Below are 19915 nucleotides of genomic sequence, written 5' to 3'. Positions count from 1 at the left end.
CAAGCGGTTTTGCGCAGCTTATACTTGAGATTTGGGACAAGCTGCTGTATAATGGAGAAGATTTGGTATATGCACCGATTCAGGTATCGAGAATATAGGAGAAACCTAAAATGAAAACCGCTTCTATTTTGGGCGTACATTTTCATGCCGTCACCATGCAGCAGGCTGTCGACGAGGCGATGAGCCGCATACGCGCCCGCTGCAAGGGCTATGTGGTAACGCCCAACCCGGAGATCGTCGACCTGTGCCGTAAGGATGAAAAGCTCATGGGCATTGTCAATCGGGCGGCGCTCGTCCTGCCGGACGGCATCGGCATCATTTACGCGGCAGGGATCCTCGGCGAAGAGCTGTGCGGCAAGGTCGCCGGCATCGAGTTTGCCGAGCAACTGGCTACCGCGATGGCCAAGGAGGGCATGCGCCTGTATCTGCTGGGCGGCAAACCGGGCGTGGCCGAAGCGGCCGGGCGCAATCTGTGCGCAAAATATCCCGGCCTTGTGCTGGCTGGCTGCCATGACGGCTATTTTGCTGATGACCAGCAGGCCGTCGAAGCGATCAACGCCTGCGGCGGGGCGGACGCGGTATTCGTCTGCCTTGGCGCACCCAAGCAGGAAAAATTTATCGACGCGCATCTCGACGAGATACACGCCACGCTGTTTTGCGGACTGGGCGGGTCACTCGATGTGTTCGCAGGCGTGGCCAAACGTGCGCCGGATATTTTCATCCGGCTGGGGCTGGAGTGGTTCTACCGCCTGCTCAAGCAGCCGAGCCGCATTGGACGCATGATGAAGCTGCCAAAGTTCCTGCTGCTCGTGATACGGGAGCGCCTGTTTGGCGGAAAGGGGAAATCAAAATGAGGGTCAAACTGATCGCGCACACGCCTGAGCCGGAAAAGCTGGTCGCGGCAGCCGCGAAGAACTGCTATTCCTCCACCGATGTGGACAGCGTGCTGGAAGGGTTGACCGAAGAAAAAACCGCGCGCTTTGTACAAATGCTGTCCGAGATCGGTCATGAAAGCCCGATCGAACACGTCTCGTTCACCTTTGCGATCGAGGGCGTATCCCGGTCGCTGCTCGCGCAAATCACGCGCCACCGGATGGCATCGTTCTCCGTGCAGTCGCAGCGCTATGTGCGCGAGCACGGGTTTGAATACGTTGTGCCGCCCGCGATTGATAAACTCCCGGAGGCGCGGGAACAATTTATACGGGCGATGGAGGACGACCAGCGCACCTATGAGGCACTGACCGCCGCGCTGATGGAGGGCTATCTTGAGGAGCTGCGCGCGCAGGGCATACCGGATGCGCAGGCGCGCGGGCAGGCCGAAAAGCGCGCCATCGAGGACGCGCGCTATGTGCTGCCCAACGCCTGCACGACCCGTATCGTGATGACGGCCAACGCGCGCAGTCTGGCGAATTTCTTCCGTTTGCGCTGCTGCGAGCGCGCCCAGTGGGAGATTCGCGCGCTGGCCGAGGAGATGTACCGCTTGGTTTACGCGGTCGCACCGACGCTGTTCGGCCGCTGCGGCCCGGCATGTGTGGACGGCCCCTGCACCGAGGGCAAGATGTGCTGCGGCAAGGCGGCCGCGGTGCGTGCGCATTATCAGCAGCTGCGCGCGCAAAAATAACAGAGAAAAGAGAGTTTGCATGTTACCGTTTCGTGAGATTACGTTGGAGGATAAGCAGGCGGTCGAAGCCTGTGGGGCGCATTATAATTACCACCTGTGTGAACGATGCTTTGTAGACCTGTTCATGTGGCGCAGCCATTACGGCACACAGATCTGCTTTTTGGACGGCTTCCTGCTCGTCAAGATGCAGCCGGTGGATGGCGGGCATGAGTGCTATCTGGCGCCGGTCGGTCAGGGCGATCTGGGCGCAGCGCTGGACGCGCTCGAGGCGGACGCCAAGGAGCGCGGCATCCCGCTGACGATCGTTTCGATCGCCGAACCGATGATCGAGCGCATCGAGGCGGTGCGCCCGGGTCGGTTTGTTTTTGCGCATGATTCCGAGGACGGGGATGATTATATCTATCTGGCGGACAAGCTGCGCACCCTTTCGGGCAAAAAGCTGCAAAGCAAGCGCAATCTGGTCAACCGCTTTCTGGCGGCCTATGAGGGGCGCTGGCGATACGAGGACATCACGCCGGAGACGACACGCGAGGCCTATGCCTTCCACCTGAAGTGGTGCATCCAGAACGGCTGCGCGCACGATCGGGATTTTGAGGGGGAGACTTGCGCGATCGTGCAGGCGCTGGAGAATTTTGCTGCGCTTGATCTGCGCGGCGGCCTGCTCAAGCTGGACGGGGAGGTCATCGCCTTTACGCTGGGCTGCAGGGCGAGCGAGGATATGTACGTTGTACAGATCGAAAAGGCCGACCACGACATCGCCGGGGCTTACCAGATGATCAATCAGCAGTTCGTTCTGCACAACTGTGATGAGGTGGAATACGTTAACCGGGAGGAGGACCTTGGACTCGAGGGACTGCGCAAGGCCAAGCGGTCGTACTACCCGGTGATGCACGGTGTTAAGTATACGGCGGTGCCGCGCGAGGTGGCGCAATGATCCGCTTCGCGCAGCCGGATGACCGCGCTGCCATCCGCCGTCTGTGGGAAGTCTGTTTCCCGGATGAAAGTGGTTTTAACGAGTACTTTTTCAAATATTTTTTTGATATCAGCCGGGTGCTGCTCTCGGTCGAGGGAGAAACGATCTGCGCGATGGTGCAGATGCTGCCCTGCCGCCTGCAAGCAGACGGGGAACTGCGCGAGGTGACCTATATTTACGGCGCATGCACCGATCCGGCGCATCGGCGTCAGGGGCATATGGCGCGGCTGCTTTGGCGCTCGTTTGAACTGGATGCCGACGCGGGACGCGCCGCCTCAGTGCTCATCCCAGCTGAGCCGTGGCTGTTTGATTTTTACGCGCCGTTTGGTTACCAGCCGTTCTTCTATGTCGGCAGGGAGCATATCTGCGCCGACGCGGTGGGTGTGCCGCCGGTGCGGCTGACCCGGGCGTACATTCCGCAGCTGCGGGCGCTGTATGAGCGCACCGTTCCGCCGTGCCACATTGTGCGCAGCGAGGACGAATGGGCGCGGCAGATGGATATGTTCGATAGGCTGGGATGCGGCGTATACGGCTGGCTGAGAGACGGCGCGCTGACCGCCTATGCATTTTGCTGGGAGGATGCCGTGCAGGAGGCCGTCGGGTTGACGGAGGACAAGGCGCAAGGGCTGCTGCACACGCTGGGACGGCGCGAGCTTGCCTGCACCGTGCCCGGCGGGCAGACGGCGCTGGGCTGCATCCGGTGGCATGAGCCGCCGCGCGGGATAAATAACGCGGGCTATATGAATTTGATGCTCAACTGAAAGGTGGGACGCAAGATGGTTTATACGTTGCTGGCAGAGGGGTTTGAGGAGGTCGAAGCGCTGACGCCGGTCGACCTGCTGCGCCGGGCGGGGCAGCAGGTCAAGCTGGTCGGCGTGACGGGCGGTACGGTGCGCGGTGCGCGCGGGATCGCTGTCGTGGCCGATATCACGATGGACGAGCTGGACGCGGACGCGGCCGATATGCTCATCCTGCCGGGCGGTATGCCGGGCACGACCAATCTGTACGCCGACGCGCGCGTCACGGCGGCGGTGCGGCAGTGCTATGACGCGGGAAAGTACATCGGGGCGATTTGCGCGGCACCGTCGGTCATTCTGGGCGGCATGGGGCTGCTCCGGGGCAAAAAGGCCGTCTGCTATCCCGGGATGGAGGATGGTATGACCGGCGCGCTGCCGCAAAAGGCTGCCTGCGTGGTGGATGGCACGATCATCACCGCCTGTGGCGTCGGCGGCGCGCTGGACTTTGCCTGCGCGCTCGTTTCGGTGCTGTGCGGTGAGCAAAAGGCGCGGGAGATCGCGCATTCCGTCGTCTACCATGTCGGAGAATAAGCGTGCGCTCCGTCGCCGGCTGTTGGCCGCGCGTGCCGCCTTGTCTGAAGCGGACAGGCGCGCGCTGAACGTGGGTGTGACGCGGCAGGTGCTGTCAAGCGCGCTGTATCGCGGCGCGCAGACGCTGTTTATCTATGTCTCGATGGCGGACGAGATCGGCACGCATGATATCATTCGGCAGGCATTTGCGGACGGCAAGCGCGTCTGTGTGCCGCTTTGCGGCAGCAGGGGAGAAATGACCGCGCGGTGCATCAGCAGCATGGGGCAGCTCGCTCCGGGCGTATATGGTATCTTGGAGCCTCTCGCTGGGGCCACGCCTGTGCCGCCGGAGGAAATTGGGCTGGTCATCGCGCCCGCGTTGGCGTGCGACCGCAAAGGCTACCGGCTGGGCTACGGCGGCGGCTATTACGACCGGTTTCTCAGCCGCACCAGCGCGCAGACGGCTGTGCTCTGCGCTGCGCAGTGCGTGGTGGACGAGCTGCCGGTCGAGCCGTTCGACCGGCGCTGCGAATGGATCATCACGGAAGGGCGGGTGCTGCACGCGGATGAAGAATAACAAGCTGGCGCTGCTGCCGGGGCTGTCTCTGTTTGTCTGCTTCTGCCTCGTGACGGGCACAGGCAGGCTGGCCAGCCGCATGGGTGGCGGCGCGCTGCCGCTGGCGCTGGCGGAGGGCGCATCCTTTCTGCTGCCGCTGCTGCTGCTGACGTTTGGCGTGCGGGATCGGAAAGCGCTGCGGCGGCGGTTTCGGCTGCGGCGGCTGCCCAAGGGAGCGGCCGGGTTGGCCGTGCGGATGGGCGCCTGCGTGGCGGTGCTGTCGCTGCTGCTCAATTTGGCATTCTGCCGGCTGGCCGGTCTGGTCGGTAGCCAACTGACGGTGGGCGTGCTGGACGCGCCGCAAACCGGCTTGTCGCTGGCGGGTAAGCTGGCGGTCGTCGTGTTGCTCGGCGCGGTGGTCGAGGAGCTTTATCTGCGCGGCGCGCTCATGGCCGTACAGGAGGGGATCGCGGGCACGATGCCCTGCCTGCTGGTCAGCGGCGCGGCCTTTGCCATGCTGCACGGCGATCTGCTGAACTTCGCGGGGCCTTTTGCGGCGGGTGTGGCGTATGCCTACCTTACCTATGTGTTTGACAGTGTATGGCCTGCGGTGCTGGCGCACGCGGTCAGCAACTTGTATTCTATCTGGGTGATCTGGCTGACCGAGACCTACGCGGCCTTTGGCATCTGGAGCTATTTTGCGCCGGTCAACGCGCTGCTCCTGCTTCTGTTTGTGTATCTTACGCTATGCGCGGTGGAAAAACTGCTCATCAGGGGGGATATCCCACATTTGGATAGGAGCGCGGGGTTGTATGACGTGCTGCTGCTGGTGCGCAATCCGGGCGTGCTTGTCTTTGTGCTGGCGTTCGCGGCAAAGGCTGTGCTGCGCTGGCGCTTACCATAAAAACCATATCATGAGGTGAAATTATGCAAAATCATGCAAATCAGCAAATGCCGCCGGCATCCGAGCCGCGCCGCCGCCGCAGCAGGCGGATGAAAAACAGCGGCTGCGCGGGCACGATCGTCTATCTGATCGCGGTGTTGGGTATTGCGATCGTGCTGTCGCTCGTTGCAATCTTTGTGGCAAACGATGTGTTCGCCTTTGTCACCGAGGACGCGACGATCACCGTCTCGGTGGGCGAGAATACAGACGTGCTCGCGCTGGCTTCGACACTGGACGACGAGGGTGTCATCCGGTACAGATCGGTCTTCAAGCTGTATGTCAAGCTCAAGGGGGATAATAAGAGCGTGCTCGCCGGCAGCTACGACCTCAATCCCAATATGGACTATGGCCAGATCATCAGCGCGCTGAGCAATTCGGCCAGCACCGAGACCATACAGATCACCATTCCCGAAGGCTATTCGATCATGCAGATCAAGCAGCTGCTGCTTGACGAGCATGTTTGCACCGAACAGGCGCTGGATGAGGTGCTGAACGAATACGCCTTTAAGCACACCTTCCTGCAGAATGAAAAGCCACCCAAGGCGGGCTGGCTGGAGGGCTACCTGTTCCCGGACACCTATGAGATATACAAGGGTAACTCAACGGTGGTCGACACGATCAACAAGATGCTCAACAACTTCGACAATAAGTACGACGAGGAGATACAGGCCAATGCACAGGCGCTTGGCCGCTCGATGCACGATATCGTGACGATCGCGTCGCTGGTCGAGCGCGAAGCCCAGCGGGACGACGAGCGCGCGCGCATCGCGGGCGTTATCTACAACCGCCTGAACAATGCCGCCTCCTTCCCGTATTTGCAGGTGGACGCTTCCGTACTGTATGGCCTTGGCCGCACGGGCGGTAAGCTGAGTCAGGCTGACCTGCAAACCGATACGCCCTACAACCTCTACACCAAGCAGGGGCTGCCGCCCGGGCCGATCTGCAACCCGGGTCTGAAGTCCTTGCAGGCGGCGGCCGACCCGGAAAAGCACAATTATTTTTACTATGTCGCCATGCCGGATGGCTCGCACCTGTTTGCCAACAGCTATGCCGAGCATGAGGCTAACATCGCGGCCTCCAACCGGGCGCAGGCGCAGGCCGCGGCGAACGCGGGAGGCGGCGGTGAATAAGCTGCCGGAGCTGCTCGCACCCGCGGGCGATGAGGAAAAGCTGCGCTTTGCAATTGCCTATGGGGCGGACGCGGTCTATCTGGCCGGACAGCATTTTGGTATGCGCGCCGCGGCGGAAAATTTTGACGAGGACGCGCTGCGCCGGGCGGTCACGTATGCGCATACGCGCGGCGTTAAGTGCTATATCACGGTCAATATCATGCCGTCGAACCGCGATCTGCCCGCGTTGCCTGCCTATTTGGAGCTGCTTCAGGACGTAGGGGCGGACAGCCTGATCGTGGCCGATGTGGGCGTGCTGCGCATGGCGCAGCGGTACGCGCCCAAGGTGCCGCTGCACATCAGCACACAGACCAGCATCCTGAACCATGAGGCCGCAAATTTCTGGGCGGAGCTGGGCGCGGAGCGGATTGTGCTGGCGCGTGAGCTGTCGCTCACAGAGATTGCGGAGATCCGCGCAAAAACACCCAAAGCGCTTGAGATCGAAGCGTTTGTCCACGGTGCGATGTGCATTTCGTACTCCGGGCGCTGCTTGATATCGCAATATATGACCGGGCGGGACGCCAACCGCGGCGCGTGCGCGCAGCCGTGCCGCTGGAAGTACTCGCTGATGGAGGAAAAGCGGCCGGGCGAGTATTTCCCGGTCGAGCAGGATGAAAGCGGCACCTATCTTTACAATTCGAAAGATCTGTGCATGATCGAGCATATCCCGGCGCTGATCGCCGCGGGGGTTGACTCGTTCAAGATCGAGGGGCGCAACAAAACGGCATACTATGCCGCCTGCGTGACCGGCGCGTACCGCGCGGCGCTTGATGCCTACCGCGCTGCGCCGGAGGCGTTTGCACTGCCGTCCTTCTGCCGGGAGGAGGTTGAAAAGGTCAGCCATCGCGCATATTATACCGGCTTTTACTTCGGTACGGAGCAAAACGGGCAGCACTATGAAGATAGCCAGTATATCCGTGAATATGAGGTCGTCGGTATGCCGGTCGAGACCGACGCGGATGGGCGCGCGGTATTTGCGCTCAAAAACCGTCTGTTCCAAGGCGAGGAGCTTGAGCTGCTGCAGCCCGGCCGACCGCCTTATACGTTCCGGGCAGACCGTGTGCTGAACGACGAGGGGGAGGCACTTGCGTGCTTTAATGTGCCGCAGATGCGGATACATTTCCGCTTTCCATTCCCCGTTGACCGGTTTGCCATCCTGCGCAAGAAAAAAGAGCGGCCTTGATAAAGGCCGCTACAGGTTACGGAAAAAGTCTGGCTTGGCCGGACTTTTTTCTTATGGCAAGCCGCGGCGAAGCGGTTATGCCGCGGACGCTTGGGGCATTCCTGCACTGGTTTAGGAGCTTTTACTTGACAAATATGCCGCTGTGGCATAATAGCCATAAGACGGCTATTATACAGATTATTTCACGATTATACCACCAGCAGCGCATCGGCTCATGTTTTGATAGAACAATCGCCTGCCGCTGTGGTATAATGGCTGCAAAATGGCTATGATACATCTATTTTATGATGATACCATCAGCGGCGCGCCGGTTGGGCGCTTTTACTTCACAAATAGCTGCCGCTGTGGTATAATACAATTGGGTATCGTTGTTTCCGGCGGTGGGCGGTTCCTCACCCCCTTGATAAAAGGGGAGTATAGGCTATTCTGCTATATCATATTATTTCTCATCCTGTTCTGATAATCCGGCTCGGATAAAATGTCCCTCTTGGATTGCAGCAAAGGTTGCTACAAGGCATACTCCAATAGCACTATATTTAAGCTCTATCAAAGGCAATGTTAAGGGTAGCAAGAATAGCAAAAAACCCGTGCCCTTATTCATGATGGTGTGTGCTGCTACAATAGGAAATCTGCAACAGTATCCAACCTTGCTCCAAATGCACTGACGGTGTTTGTTTTTCTGGCAATCGTTCCATCAATCATATCAGTAATACCACAGACCAGATACAGGATATGAAACCACGATGAAAAAGCGGGAATGAATAACAGCAATATGCTGCCCAAAATACGACAACCCGTAACGATGTTTGCCATGCGGATGTTCCCTTCCCAATAGTTTTCGTGGCCAATCAAAATTTATCTATTTTATAATGCTATCATATCTCACCGGTTATTTCAATGATGGGTGAAAGCACCGAAGTGGAGTACACCAATGCTTTCAGTAAAAAGGGACATGCCGCAAGCGGCATATTATCAGGCAATGCGCCACAATGCCGCACCAAAGCGCTAAAATCCTACATACCTATTGACATACAGGGGAAAAGCGTGTATAGTATCACCATATCGAGATGCAAGAAATGGAAAGGGGCGTAAGGCCATGCTGTTGTGCTATCAAGGGCGCTGCCCGTGGGCATATAGTGCGGCTGGATGCCTTGCGCCCGGTTGTCATAGCCGCTATTTGCCCGGGAGACAAGCATCTCGGGTTTTTATGCATATACATACAAAATGGATCGGATCGCAAGTGTGAGAGGGATCGATCCGCAAGAAAGGAACATGTAACATGAAGAAGAGCAAACTCCTTGCAATGCTGCTGGCGGCATCGCTCACGCTGGCCGCGCTGACGGGCTGCGGCGGCGGCGCAACGACCGCTGCCGGTTCGGCTGACGCGGCGGCAAACACTGGCGCTGCGGCGGGCAAGACCGACCTCGTCGTCGCCGCGAGCGAGGATATCGCAAGCCTTGACCCGGTGGGCAGCTCGGCGCTGCAAAGCCAGTTGGTTTACCGCCTGCTGTACACCCGCCTATTTGCAACCGATAAGGATATGCAGACCTATCCCGAGCTGGCTGAAAGCTGGGAGCAGCCGAGCGACACCGAGTATGTTTTCAACATCTATCCGGGTGCGAAGTTCTCGGATGGTAGCGAGATCACCGCGCAGGACGTTGCCGCTTCGCTCAAGCGGGCGCACGAAAGCTCCTCTTTCTCAAACCTGTGGGGAACGGTAGAAAGCATTGAGGCCACCGGCACGCATCAGGTCACAATCACCACCACAGGTCCGAGCCCCGCGCTCTACCAGACACTTGCGCATCCCGCGTCCGCCATTCTGCCCAAGGCTTATTTGGAGCAGGAGAACGCCTTTGCTGATTGGAAAGGATTGGTATTCTCCGGCCGCTATGTCATTTCCGACCGGGAGGAGGGCGTCAGCACCACACTGACCGCGCGCGAGGATTACTTCGACCCGGAGAACGCCGCGCAGAACACGAGCCTGAAGTTCCTTGTCGTCACCGACGACAGCACCCGCACCATCGTTGTATCGACCGGTGAGGCCGATGTCAGCACCAAGTTCGGCACCGCCGATTATGAGACCGTGCAGAATGAGAAGGGCGTAAAGCTCTATGAGACGGCCGGCACCACCATCCAGTATCTGGGCTTTGACACCACCAAGGCGCCGTTTGACGATGTACGTGTGCGGCAGGCGGTCGCTTATGCGATCGACCGCGACGGTATCCTTTCCATCGCCGCAAACGGCCTTGGCACTGCTGCGTATACTGTTATTCCGCCCTCCACGCTCGGTTATGAGGACGAAAACCCCGCCGGCTATTCGTACAACGTAGAGACCGCCAAGGCGCTGCTGGCCGAAGCGGGCTATGCAAACGGCTTTGAGACCACCATCGTGACCTTCTCTGACACGGCGGAGACCATTGCGACGGCAGCGCAGGCCTATCTGAGTGTCATCGGCATCAACGCAAAGGTCGAGCGCTATGACACCTCGGTGCGCATGGATATGTTTGCAAACCACCAGTGCCCGATGTTTGCGGCGCAGTGGGGCGCGCTGGCCGATGCGGAGCTGGTACTGCCGCGCCTTTTTACAGAGGGACAGGTGTACAACTGGAGCTATTTCCAGAACGATCAGGTAGACGCGCTGTTGCAGCAGGCGCGCGAGTCGACCGACAACACAGAGCGCTCCTCTTTGTATGCGCAGGCGGTGGAGATCATTGATACCGAATCTCCTTGGGTGCCGGTGTATGTGCCGACCACCTATGTGCTGGCGAATGCAGGTCTGCAGGGCGTGGCGCTTGATGGCGAGGGCATCATTGACATTTTTGCACTGCATTATTGATTCGCAGCGTTCAGCCGCACCCGAAGGGGATGGCGGTGAGCGCGGAAAAGCAGCCGGGGCGCGTCAGGCGCCCCGGTCATTTCCGTTTTTGGCGGAGCAAATGCTGACCAAACGGCAGGAAAGGAGAAACGGGTGGGAAAATATATTATTAAACGGCTGATTTCCCTGTTTTTTGTCATTTTAGGCGTTGTTTTTATCATCTATCTGATTTTTTATCTGCTGCCTGGCGACGTGACGCAATTCATCCTCGGCGTCAACTATACCCCGGAGGGAGCGGCGCGGCTGCGCGAGGAGCTTGGCCTGAACCGACCGTTCATCGTGCAGTTTTTCGGCTACATAGGCAATCTGCTGCACGGGGACTTTGGCGTGTCGTATCTGTCCGGCGCGCCGGTTTCGCTGCAGCTTTTCGCGCGATTCCCCAGAACGCTGCTGTTGGTCGCGTGCAGCATGGCGCTGTGCGTTGCCATCAGCGTGCCGATGGGCGTTTATTGCGCGGTGCACCCCAAGTCGATCCTCAGCGACCTGATGCAGTTTCTTTGCTCGGTGGGCATTGCAATGCCGTCGTTCTGGCTGGCGCTGCTGCTGATGCTGCTGTTCAGCGTCCGGCTGGAGTGGCTGCCCGCGCTCGGCAGCGTGTCGCTCAAGGGCATCATTTTGCCCTGCGTCACGCTTTGCGCCTCGTTTCTTGCAAGCACGATGCGCATGATGCGCTCGTCCATGCTGGAAACGCTCAATCAGGACTATATCCGCACAGCGCGCGCCAAGGGCGTTGGCCGACGCGGCGTGATCTACCGCCATGCGCTGAAGAACAGCCTGCTGCCCGTCGTCACGATGGTGGGCATGAATGTTGGCACGCAGATGGGCGGCTCGATTCTGACCGAGAGCGTGTTTAGCTATCAGGGCATCGGCCTGATGCTGATGGACAGCATCTTTTCCCGTGATATCCCGTCTGTGCTGGGCTGCATCGTGCTGATGGCGCTGAGCATCGGCGTAGTCAACCTGCTCGTCGATATCCTGATGCTGTATATCGACCCACGCATCAAGGCGAGCATCACAAAGGGGGCATAGACACATGGCAAACAGCAAGAAACAACACAGAACGGTCGCCCGCGGCGCGCTGCGCCGTTTTCTGCACAACCGCATGGCGGTCGTCGGGCTGGTCATCTTTTTGTGCATCGTGGCGCTGACGGTCTATGCCGTTTTCGCTGTGGACTTTGAAAGCACGACCGCCATCGACCCGCCCAACCGTTTGCAGCCGCCGAGCGCCGCGCATTGGTTCGGCACGGACGAGATGGGACGGGACATCTTTGCCCGTATCCTGTACGGTGCGCGCTATACGCTGTCCATCAGCTTTGCGGCAACGCTGGTCGCGGTCGTCATCGGCGGCATATTCGGCGCGGCGGCGGGTTATGTCGGCGGGCAGGTGGACACGCTCATCATGTCCGTGATGGATGTTTTCATGTGCCTGCCGTCCATGCTGCTGGCGATTGCGATCGTGGTCGCGCTCGGCAACAGCGTGGGCAACCTCATTTGGGCCATCGGTGTTTCCAATATCCCGAAATTCGCGCGTATCGTCCGCTCCTCGGTGCTGAGCGTGCGCAATACGGAGTATGTGCAGGCGGCGCAGGTGATTGGCACGCCGGTCATCCGCATCATCTTTGGGCATATTCTGCGCAACTGCTTGGGGCCGGTCATCGTGCAGGCCACGCTGATCTTCGCCATGGCGATCCTGTCGGTCTCGTCGCTGAGCTTTCTGGGGCTTGGCATATCCTCGCCTACGCCGGAATGGGGCAATATGCTCTCGTCTGCGCGCGCGAATATGAGAAACCACGCCTATATGGTCATCGCGCCGGGTATGGCGATCCTGCTGAGTATCTTTTCGCTCAATCTGCTGGGTGACGGCCTGCGCGACGCGATAGACCCGAAGATGGAACTCTGAGGAGGCGCATGATGGACAAAGAGCAAAACAATGTGCTGCTGGAGGTAGAGGATCTGCATGTGTCCTTTGCCACGCCGGTGGGGCAGGTCAATGCGGTAAACGGCATCAGCTACACGCTCCACCGGCATGAGGTGATGGGCATCGTGGGGGAGAGCGGCAGCGGCAAGACCGTCGAGGCGCTGACGATCATGGGGCTGCTCGGTACGAACGCCACTGTCGATTCCGGCAGCATCCGCTTTGACGGGCAGGAGCTGCTCGAAAAGAGCGAGAAGGACTATGTAACATTCCGGGGCAAGGAGGTCGGCATGATCTTCCAAAACCCGATGACCAGTCTAAACCCGGTGTATACGATCGGCCGCCAGCTGACCGAAGCGCTGACCGTGCATGACAAGGGCATAACTAAGAAGCAGGCGCAGGCGCGCGCGATCGAAATGCTCACGCATGTGGGCATCACGCAGCCCGAAAAGCGCATGAAGCAATACCCCTTCGAACTGTCCGGCGGAATGCGGCAGCGCGTGATGATCGCCATGGGCATCATCTGCCATCCCAAGCTGCTCATTGCGGACGAGCCGACAACGGCGCTGGATGTGACAATACAGGCGCAGATACTTGACCTTATCAAAAAAGTGCAGCAGGAGACCGGTATGGCGGTCATTTTCATCACGCATAATCTGGGTGTGGTCGCCGATATCTGCGATTCGGTGACGGTCATGTACGCGGGGCATATCGTCGAGCAGGGGAGCGCGCGGGACATTTTCTACCACACAAAGCACCCCTATACACAGGGACTGCTGCGCAGCACGCCGTCGATCGACCCGGACAACAACGAGCGCCTGATCCCCATTCCCGGCGAGCCGGTCAATCTGCTGGCGCTGCCGGACGGCTGCCCATTTGCCCGGCGCTGCACGCAATGCATGGAAAAATGCTTGGCGGAAAAACCGCCGAAAACAGAATTCTCCCCCGGCCACATCGCGTATTGCTGGCTGTACGGCGAGGGAAAGGAGGACGGGACGCATGGCTGACACGCTGATCGAAGTGAAGAACCTGAAAAAGCTGTTCCCAGCCGGTGGCGGTCTTGGGAAAAAGAGCTATATCTACGCCAACGACGACATCAGCTTTTCCATCGAAAAGGGAGAAACGCTTGGTCTGGTGGGCGAGAGCGGCTGTGGGAAAAGCACGCTCGGGCGCACGATACTGCGCCTGTATGAGCCGAGCGCGGGCAGCATATTCTACCGTGGGCGGGACATTTCCCGCCTGCCGCACCGGGAGATCGTCCGCAGCACCAAAATGCAGATGATCTTCCAAGACCCCTCGGCCTCGCTGAACCCGCGCATGACCGCGGGCAAGATCGTCGAGGAGCCGCTGGTAAACCACCGGCTCTGCGGCTCAGCCGCAGAGCGGCAGGAGCGCGTCAAAGAGCTGTTCCGCCATGTGGGCTTGCACGAGGAGCAGATGCAGCGCTTTCCGCATGAGTTTTCCGGCGGCCAGCAGCAGCGCATCGGCATCGCGCGTGCCTTGGCTGCCGAGCCGGAGTTCATTGTCTGCGATGAGCCGGTTTCCGCGCTCGATGTCTCGATCCAAAGCCAGATTATCAACATGCTGGAGGATATGCAGCGTGAGCTGGGACTGACCTACCTCTTTATCGCGCATGATGTGAGCGTGGTACGGCATATCTCTAACCGTATCGGTGTGATGTTTTTGGGTAAGCTCGTCGAGCTTGCGCCGAGTGACACACTGGTGCGCGAGCCGCTTCACCCCTACACGCAGACGCTGCTGTCCGCCGTGCCCATCCCCGATCCCGATGTGACCCGCGCACGCGCGCGCATCCTGCTTTCGGGAGAGATACCCAGCCCGATCGACCCGCCACCCGGCTGCCGCTTCGCGGCGCGCTGTCCGTATGCGAAGGAGGGCGGCGGGCGCTGCACCGCAGAAACGCCTGCGCTCAAAGAGGTGTCCACCGGGCATTTTGTGGCCTGTCATTTGGTCTGACATAGGGGGAACAGAAGAAAATGTGCGAACTATTTGGTTTTTGCGCAGCCAAAAGTGAGAATCTGGAAAATCCGCTGCGCGTGTTTTTTTCTCACAGCATCCAGCACCCGGACGGCTGGGGGATCGCCACGTTTCACGGCGGCGGGGTCACGGTCGAAAAAGAGATGCTCCGTGCTATCGACAGCGGTTATCTGCAAAAACGTCTGTCCGCGCCGGTGACGGAGTCGCTGCTGCTTGCGCATATCCGCAAGGCAAGTGTGGGTGCGCTGGAGCTGGGCAACTGCCATCCGTTTGTCAAATATGACGGGAGCGGGCGGCGCTGGACGCTGATCCACAACGGCACGATCTTCCGAGGCGAGCGCTTGGAGCAGTATGCCATGGTGCAATATGGCTCGACCGACAGTGAGAGGATATTGCTGTACATCATTGAGCAGATGCAGCGGCTCGAGCGCGGCCTTGGACGTCCGGCCACGGATAGCGAGCGCTTTGCCTGTCTTGACGATGCCATTGCCGCGATCGCGCCCGGCAACAAGGTAAACCTCATCGTCTATGACGGGGTGCAGATGTATGTCCACGCCAATATGGAGGCCTCGCTGTACTGGCTGATACGGCCGGAGGCTGTCATGGTCTCCACGAGACCACTGTCGGATGAGGACTGGCAACCTGTGCCGCTCTCCACGCTCATCGCGTTTGGCAGCGGCAGGGAACTGCTGCGTGGGGCGGACAGAAAGCACGTCTACGTGGAAGAGGGAAAATAAATGCAAGAGAACAATACGGCCTTGATCGCCATGAGCGGCGGAGTGGACAGCTCGGTGGCCGCGTATTTGACGCAGCGCGCAGGCTATACCTGCGCGGGTGTCACTATGCGGCTGTACCGGAATGAGGATATTGGCCTATGTCAATACCGCACCTGCTGCTCGCAGAGGGATATCGACGACGCGGCCGAGGTCGCGTTTGAGCTGGACATGCCGTTTCATGTGGCGGACTACACGGCGGCGTTCAAAACGCAGGTGATTGAGAAGTTTGTCCGGGTGTATGAAAACGGCGGTACGCCCAACCCCTGCATTGACTGCAATCGCTATATGAAATTTAGCCACCTGCTGGATTTCGCTGCGCAAAAGGGGTATCATTATGTGGTGACCGGGCACTACGCCCGCATCGCATACGATGAAAAAACCGGCCGCTGGCTGCTGAAAAAGGCAAAAGACCAGCAAAAGGATCAAAGCTATGTGCTCTACATGCTGTCGCAGGAGCAGCTTGCCCGCATTATGTTCCCGCTGGGTGAGCTGACCAAGCCCGAGGTGCGGGACATCGCCGCGCAGCAGGGCTTTGTCAATGCCCGTAAGCACGACAGCCAGGATATTTGCTTTGTGCCGGATGGCGATTATGTGGCCTTTATGGAACGCTTTACAGGCAAGCAGTATGCCGCCGGCGACTACCTTGACCTGAGCGGTAAGGTGGTTGGGCGGCACCGGGGCGCGGTGTGCTACACCCTCGGCCAGCGGAAGGGGCTGCGGCTGGCGCTGGGCGAGCCGGTCTATGTCTGCCAGAAATCCATGGCAGACAATACGGTGACGGTAGGGCCGGAAAGCACGCTCTACACCCGCAGCCTGATTGCGGACGACCTAAATTGGATCCCATTTGATAAGCCTGCCGGGCCGATGCGGCTGACAGCCTGCACCCGCCACCATCAGAAGGAGCAGGCGGTTACTGCCGCGCTGCTGTCGGACGGGCGGTTGCGGCTGGACTTCGATGTGCCGCAGCGGGCGGTCACGCCGGGGCAGGCGGTCGTGCTGTACGACGGCGAGCTGGTGGTGGGCGGCGGCACGATACAGGAGAGCTTTTGATGATTTATTTGGATTATGCGGCCAATCACCCAGTGGACCCGGTGGTTCTCACGCACTTTTGCGAGGTGGAGCAGCGCTGCTGCGGCAATCCAAACGCATCGCACCCGGCGGGGCAGGCCGCAAAGCAGCAAATGGCACGCACGACCGAGGCGATTGCGGCGCTGCTGGGTGTCAGGCCGACAGAGGTGCTCTATACCTCGGGCGCGACCGAGTCAAACAACCTTGCCCTCAAGGGTATCGCGCTGGCCGGCGGCCGACGGAGCGGGCATATCCTCACAACACCGCTTGAGCATTCTTCGGTAAGCGGCAGTCTGGAGGCGCTGCGGCAGCAGGGCTTTACGGTCGACCGGTTGGACATTCTGCCAGACGGCACGTTGGACATCGCGCAGCTGCGCGCGCGCCTGCGGGAGGATACCGTGCTGGTCGCCATTTCCGCGGTGAGCAGCGAGTTGGGCACCATTCAGCCGGTCGAGCAGGTCGCGGATATGCTCCGCGCGTTTCCGCATTGCCGCCTGCATGTGGATGCGGCGCAGGCGGTGGGCCGGATACCGCTGTCCTTTGCCGGGGTGGATACGGTGAGCATTGCGCCGCATAAGTTTGGTGGGCTGAACGGCAGCGGGTTGCTCATTAAGCGGGAGGGGCTTGCACTTGAGCCGCTGCTGCACGGCGGGGAGAGCGCGTCGGCCTACCGCAGCGGCACACCGGCGGTCGCGCTGGCGGCGGCGGCTGAGGTCGCGCTGCGGCTGGCGCTGGAGAACAGGGAGGTGCGCTTTGCCCGGGTGCGGGCGCTGCATGACAGGCTGCTGGAAGGTTTGCGGCGCTATCCCAAGGTGCGGATAAACAGTTCGGATTGTGCGGTGCCGCATATTTTGAACCTGAGCATTGCGGGGGTCAAAGGCACGCGGTTTCAGCAGGCTTTGGCCGGGCAGGGGGTGTGCGTTTCGGTCAAATCGGCATGCGCCTCCGATGGGCAGCCGTCAGAGGCCGTGCTTGCCATCAGCTGCGACCGGAGAAACGCGCTGTCCTCGTGGCGAATCAGCCTGAGCCATTTGACAACCGAGCAGGAAATAGAAGCGTTCTTACAGATATTTGATGTGTGCTATCATACATTGGCGGAGAAAAATCCGTAAATAATGCCCTCCATCAGCCGGTCTTGATGGATGGAGGGTGGAAGAATTAGGGGAGCTGCGCGTCCGTAAAGCCACGGGAGAGCCGTGGCTTTTTTGTACGGTTTTTCAGTCGGCGGGCGAGGGAAGGGGAGAATGTACTGCGCGGCGGCTGGCGATAAAAAGCAGGTATTGTCGGCAGACGATTGTCGGTACAGGGCGCACCATGAAATCCATAGCTGCATAATAGTGTAGTATCAGCAGTAGAAAGGAGTAGACAGCATGGAATCTCATCACCCCAAGGCAGCTCGCCAGACTGATCACGGCCCAAAGCCGTTTGTTGCGAATATCACGCGCGCCGCGCGGCAAAACCATTGTTTCCGTACAGCGTTTTGGAGCGGATGCCATTTACAGATGACGCTGATGTGCATCCCTGTTGGCGGTGACATCGGCGTGGAGATACACCCGGATACGGATCAGTGCATCCGCGTAGAGGCAGGGCGCGCGATCGTCCGCATGGGTGCCTGCAAGGATAAGTTAGAGCATTGCCACCAACTTGCCGCGGGAGACACCGTTTTTGTGCCGTGCGGCACATGGCACAATATTTGCAACGTCGGAAGCAGTCCGCTGAAGCTTTCGTCCATCTATGTGCCGCCGCATCATCCCAGAGGAACGATCCACCGCACAAAGGCAGAGGCCGAGCGTGCGGAGCACTGAATCCAGACACGGTTTTACGCAAATCAGTTGGGCATTGTGCCGCTCGCATGAGAGGCTGGGTGGCGTTTTACGATATCATGGGCGGGTTTACGCAAAATGATTGGCAGAATATCGCATAAAGCAAAAACCTCACTTCAAAAGAAGTGAGGTTTTTGCTTACACTCGTTTATGATGGTGGAGCGCTTGCTTCCAAATCCGAACCGTTTATATCGTCCAAAGTAATTGTTTCCGTTCCGTCTTGATAGTTAAAGGTCAGAATGATTTTGTCATCGTACACATAAACCGCATTGACAAAGCGATCGATCAAGCGCTGCCGCTGCTCCTGCTTGGTGGTATCAACGGCGCGGAAGCGTTGCAGGAAAAATAAAATCTGTTCTCTGCTAAGATGCGGCTTTTGAAGTTCTTCCTGTAAGATGCTGACCGTCAACTGTTCCTTGGTGGCTTCCAGTTCCTCCAACCGCTGTTTTGTAGACACGGTGAAAATTCCTTGCTGAATGGCGTTCAGCATATTTTGTATGCCTTGCTCGGTCTGCGCTAACTGTGCCTTTAGAACGGGCAGAGAGGTATTTTCCCGCGCTTGCACATCAAGCACCATACTTGCGATTGCGTCAAGCGTTGTATCATCAAATATCATTTGCATGGTACGCTCGACCACCAAATTTTCTATCCAGTCCTTTTTTACCGCCTTTTTGGTGCAGCCGGTTTTCCGCTTTGCGCTTCCGCATTTGTAATAGTAGTGCTTTTTCCCGGTATGGCTTGTACCGCTTTCGCCTACCATCAGCCGCCCACACTTGCCGCAAAACAGCTTCGTTGTCAGCAAAAAGGCTTCATCCGCTTTACTCATAGCCGGGGCGCGTTTGTTCCGTGCTATGCGTGCTTGTACCCGGTCAAATAGTTCCTGCGGAACAATAGCGGGAACGCCGCCGGGAATAACTACATCTTGATACCGATACTCGCCTATGTACTTTCTGTTTTTCAAGATGGCATTGAAGCTGCCTAAACTGTACGGCTTGTTGTGCTTGGTCTGCAACCCTCGCTCATTGAGAGATTCCACGATAGCACGGACGGTTTCGCCGTCGGCATAGCGGGTGAAAATCTCCAACACCACAGGCGCGGTCATGGGGTCAACCGCCAATCGTTTATCACTTCCCAACACATATCCCAACGGAATACCGCCGCCGTTATTCAACCCCTTTAGGGCGTTTTCTTTCTGCCCTCGGTGTATCTTCTCGGACAGTTCAACGGAATAAAACTCGGCGTACCCCTCTAACAAACTTTCCAGCAAAATACCAGTGCTGTCCTCTGCGATAGCCTCCTTTGCGGACACCACCTTAACACCGTTTTTCTTCAAAATGGCTTTGTAGTGGGCGCTGTCATAGCGGTTTCTGGCGAACCTGTCCAGCTTCCAAACAAGGACAATATCGAACAGGCCGTTTGCGCTGTCCTTAATCATTCGTTGGAAATCCGGACGGTTATCTGTTTTGCGGACAATGCACGGTCAATATAGGTGCTTAACACCGTTATGCCGTTGCGCTCGGCGTATTCCTTGCACTCCCGAAGCTACCCCTCTATGCTTTCCTCACGCTGACTGTCGGAAGAATAGCGGGCGTAAATTACAGCTTTCATATCTGCACAACCTTTCGTTACTCTGTGGGTGGCTTGCCCGCCTCACTGGTGGGCGTTTCCCTTGATGTCCTGCCATTCAAAAATCTCCGTTTGTCAAGGTCTG

At 58.7% G+C, this 19915-nt stretch carries 19 protein-coding genes and 1 pseudogene; 18 read left to right on the top strand and 2 right to left on the bottom strand.

Going from position 1 to position 19915, the window contains the following annotated elements; genetic code table 11:
* Positions 1-110: 110 nt before the first annotated feature.
* Genes MR935_RS03740 through MR935_RS03700 form a run of 9 tightly spaced genes read left to right on the top strand, consistent with a single transcriptional unit; the run spans position 111 to position 7752 of the window.
* A complete protein-coding gene (locus tag MR935_RS03740; RefSeq protein WP_290571172.1) occupies positions 111-854 on the top strand; it encodes a WecB/TagA/CpsF family glycosyltransferase in 744 nt (247 codons plus the stop codon).
* Positions 851-1621, top strand: a complete 771-nt coding sequence (gene thyX / locus MR935_RS03735) for an FAD-dependent thymidylate synthase (RefSeq protein WP_290571170.1) — start codon at positions 851-853, stop codon at positions 1619-1621. The genes MR935_RS03740 and thyX overlap by 4 nt, the downstream gene beginning before the upstream one ends.
* A gap of 19 nt (positions 1622-1640) precedes the next feature.
* Positions 1641-2555: a DUF2156 domain-containing protein gene (locus tag MR935_RS03730; protein WP_290571168.1), complete on the top strand. Its 915-nt coding sequence runs from the start codon at positions 1641-1643 to the stop codon at positions 2553-2555.
* A complete protein-coding gene (locus MR935_RS03725) occupies positions 2552-3355 on the top strand; it encodes a GNAT family N-acetyltransferase (RefSeq protein ID WP_290571167.1) in 804 nt (267 codons plus the stop codon). The genes MR935_RS03730 and MR935_RS03725 overlap by 4 nt, the downstream gene beginning before the upstream one ends.
* 15 nt (positions 3356-3370) lie before the next feature.
* Positions 3371-3922 carry a DJ-1 family glyoxalase III gene (locus MR935_RS03720; protein ID WP_290571165.1) on the top strand — a complete coding sequence of 184 codons (552 nt, stop codon included), beginning with the start codon at positions 3371-3373 and terminating at the stop codon, positions 3920-3922.
* Positions 3909-4478 carry a 5-formyltetrahydrofolate cyclo-ligase gene (locus MR935_RS03715; protein WP_290571164.1) on the top strand — a complete coding sequence of 190 codons (570 nt, stop codon included), beginning with the start codon at positions 3909-3911 and terminating at the stop codon, positions 4476-4478. The genes MR935_RS03720 and MR935_RS03715 overlap by 14 nt, the downstream gene beginning before the upstream one ends.
* The gene (locus MR935_RS03710; RefSeq protein ID WP_290571162.1) at positions 4468-5361 is read left to right on the top strand and encodes a CPBP family intramembrane glutamic endopeptidase; all 894 of its coding nucleotides are present in this window, start codon (positions 4468-4470) and stop codon (positions 5359-5361) included. The genes MR935_RS03715 and MR935_RS03710 overlap by 11 nt, the downstream gene beginning before the upstream one ends.
* 23 nt (positions 5362-5384) lie before the next feature.
* On the top strand, positions 5385-6530 hold the full coding sequence (gene mltG, locus MR935_RS03705; protein ID WP_290571161.1) for an endolytic transglycosylase MltG: 1146 nt from the start codon (positions 5385-5387) through the stop codon (positions 6528-6530).
* Positions 6523-7752: a peptidase U32 family protein gene (locus MR935_RS03700; RefSeq protein WP_290571160.1), complete on the top strand. Its 1230-nt coding sequence runs from the start codon at positions 6523-6525 to the stop codon at positions 7750-7752. The genes mltG and MR935_RS03700 overlap by 8 nt, the downstream gene beginning before the upstream one ends.
* Before the next feature lie 615 nt (positions 7753-8367).
* Here the strand turns inward: MR935_RS03700 and MR935_RS03695 are convergent.
* Entirely contained in the window at positions 8368-8565 is a 198-nt protein-coding gene (locus MR935_RS03695; RefSeq protein ID WP_290571159.1) for a CDP-alcohol phosphatidyltransferase family protein, read from the bottom strand.
* A gap of 466 nt (positions 8566-9031) precedes the next feature.
* On the opposite strand from MR935_RS03695, the gene MR935_RS03690 reads away from it, so the two are divergent.
* The 9 genes from MR935_RS03690 to MR935_RS03650 all read left to right on the top strand — a co-directional run bounded on the left by MR935_RS03690 (position 9032) and on the right by MR935_RS03650 (position 18186).
* Entirely contained in the window at positions 9032-10588 is a 1557-nt protein-coding gene (locus MR935_RS03690; RefSeq protein ID WP_290571157.1) for an ABC transporter substrate-binding protein, read from the top strand.
* Between the two features lie 132 nt (positions 10589-10720).
* Positions 10721-11656, top strand: a complete 936-nt coding sequence (locus MR935_RS03685; RefSeq protein ID WP_290571155.1) for an ABC transporter permease — start codon at positions 10721-10723, stop codon at positions 11654-11656.
* A 4-nt stretch (positions 11657-11660) separates the two neighbouring features.
* Complete coding sequence (locus MR935_RS03680; RefSeq protein ID WP_290571153.1) at positions 11661-12527, top strand: ABC transporter permease; 867 nt, start codon at positions 11661-11663, stop codon at positions 12525-12527.
* An 8-nt stretch (positions 12528-12535) separates the two neighbouring features.
* Positions 12536-13549, top strand: a complete 1014-nt coding sequence (locus MR935_RS03675; RefSeq protein WP_290571152.1) for an ABC transporter ATP-binding protein — start codon at positions 12536-12538, stop codon at positions 13547-13549.
* Positions 13542-14516 carry an ABC transporter ATP-binding protein gene (locus MR935_RS03670; protein WP_290571150.1) on the top strand — a complete coding sequence of 325 codons (975 nt, stop codon included), beginning with the start codon at positions 13542-13544 and terminating at the stop codon, positions 14514-14516. Before MR935_RS03675 ends, MR935_RS03670 begins: the two co-directional genes overlap by 8 nt.
* Before the next feature lie 20 nt (positions 14517-14536).
* Entirely contained in the window at positions 14537-15274 is a 738-nt protein-coding gene (locus MR935_RS03665) for a class II glutamine amidotransferase (protein WP_290571149.1), read from the top strand.
* Positions 15275-16363 (top strand): tRNA 2-thiouridine(34) synthase MnmA, encoded by a 1089-nt coding sequence (gene mnmA, locus MR935_RS03660; protein ID WP_290571147.1) that lies wholly within the window; start codon positions 15275-15277, stop codon positions 16361-16363.
* A complete protein-coding gene (locus MR935_RS03655; RefSeq protein ID WP_290571145.1) occupies positions 16363-17493 on the top strand; it encodes a cysteine desulfurase family protein in 1131 nt (376 codons plus the stop codon). The genes mnmA and MR935_RS03655 overlap by 1 nt, the downstream gene beginning before the upstream one ends.
* Before the next feature lie 390 nt (positions 17494-17883).
* Positions 17884-18186 (top strand): cupin domain-containing protein, encoded by a 303-nt coding sequence (locus tag MR935_RS03650; protein ID WP_320767203.1) that lies wholly within the window; start codon positions 17884-17886, stop codon positions 18184-18186.
* Positions 18187-18352: 166 nt separating this feature from the next.
* On the opposite strand, the pseudogene MR935_RS03645 reads toward MR935_RS03650, so the two are convergent.
* A pseudogene (locus MR935_RS03645) lies at positions 18353-19812 on the bottom strand (recombinase family protein).
* Positions 19813-19915 lie beyond the last annotated feature (103 nt).

This window comes from Agathobaculum sp. (assembly GCF_022775115.1).
Taxonomy (GTDB): domain Bacteria; phylum Bacillota; class Clostridia; order Oscillospirales; family Butyricicoccaceae; genus Agathobaculum.
The sequence above is the reverse complement of the archived record's forward strand: the minus strand, read 5'-3'. Positions and strand labels throughout refer to the sequence as shown.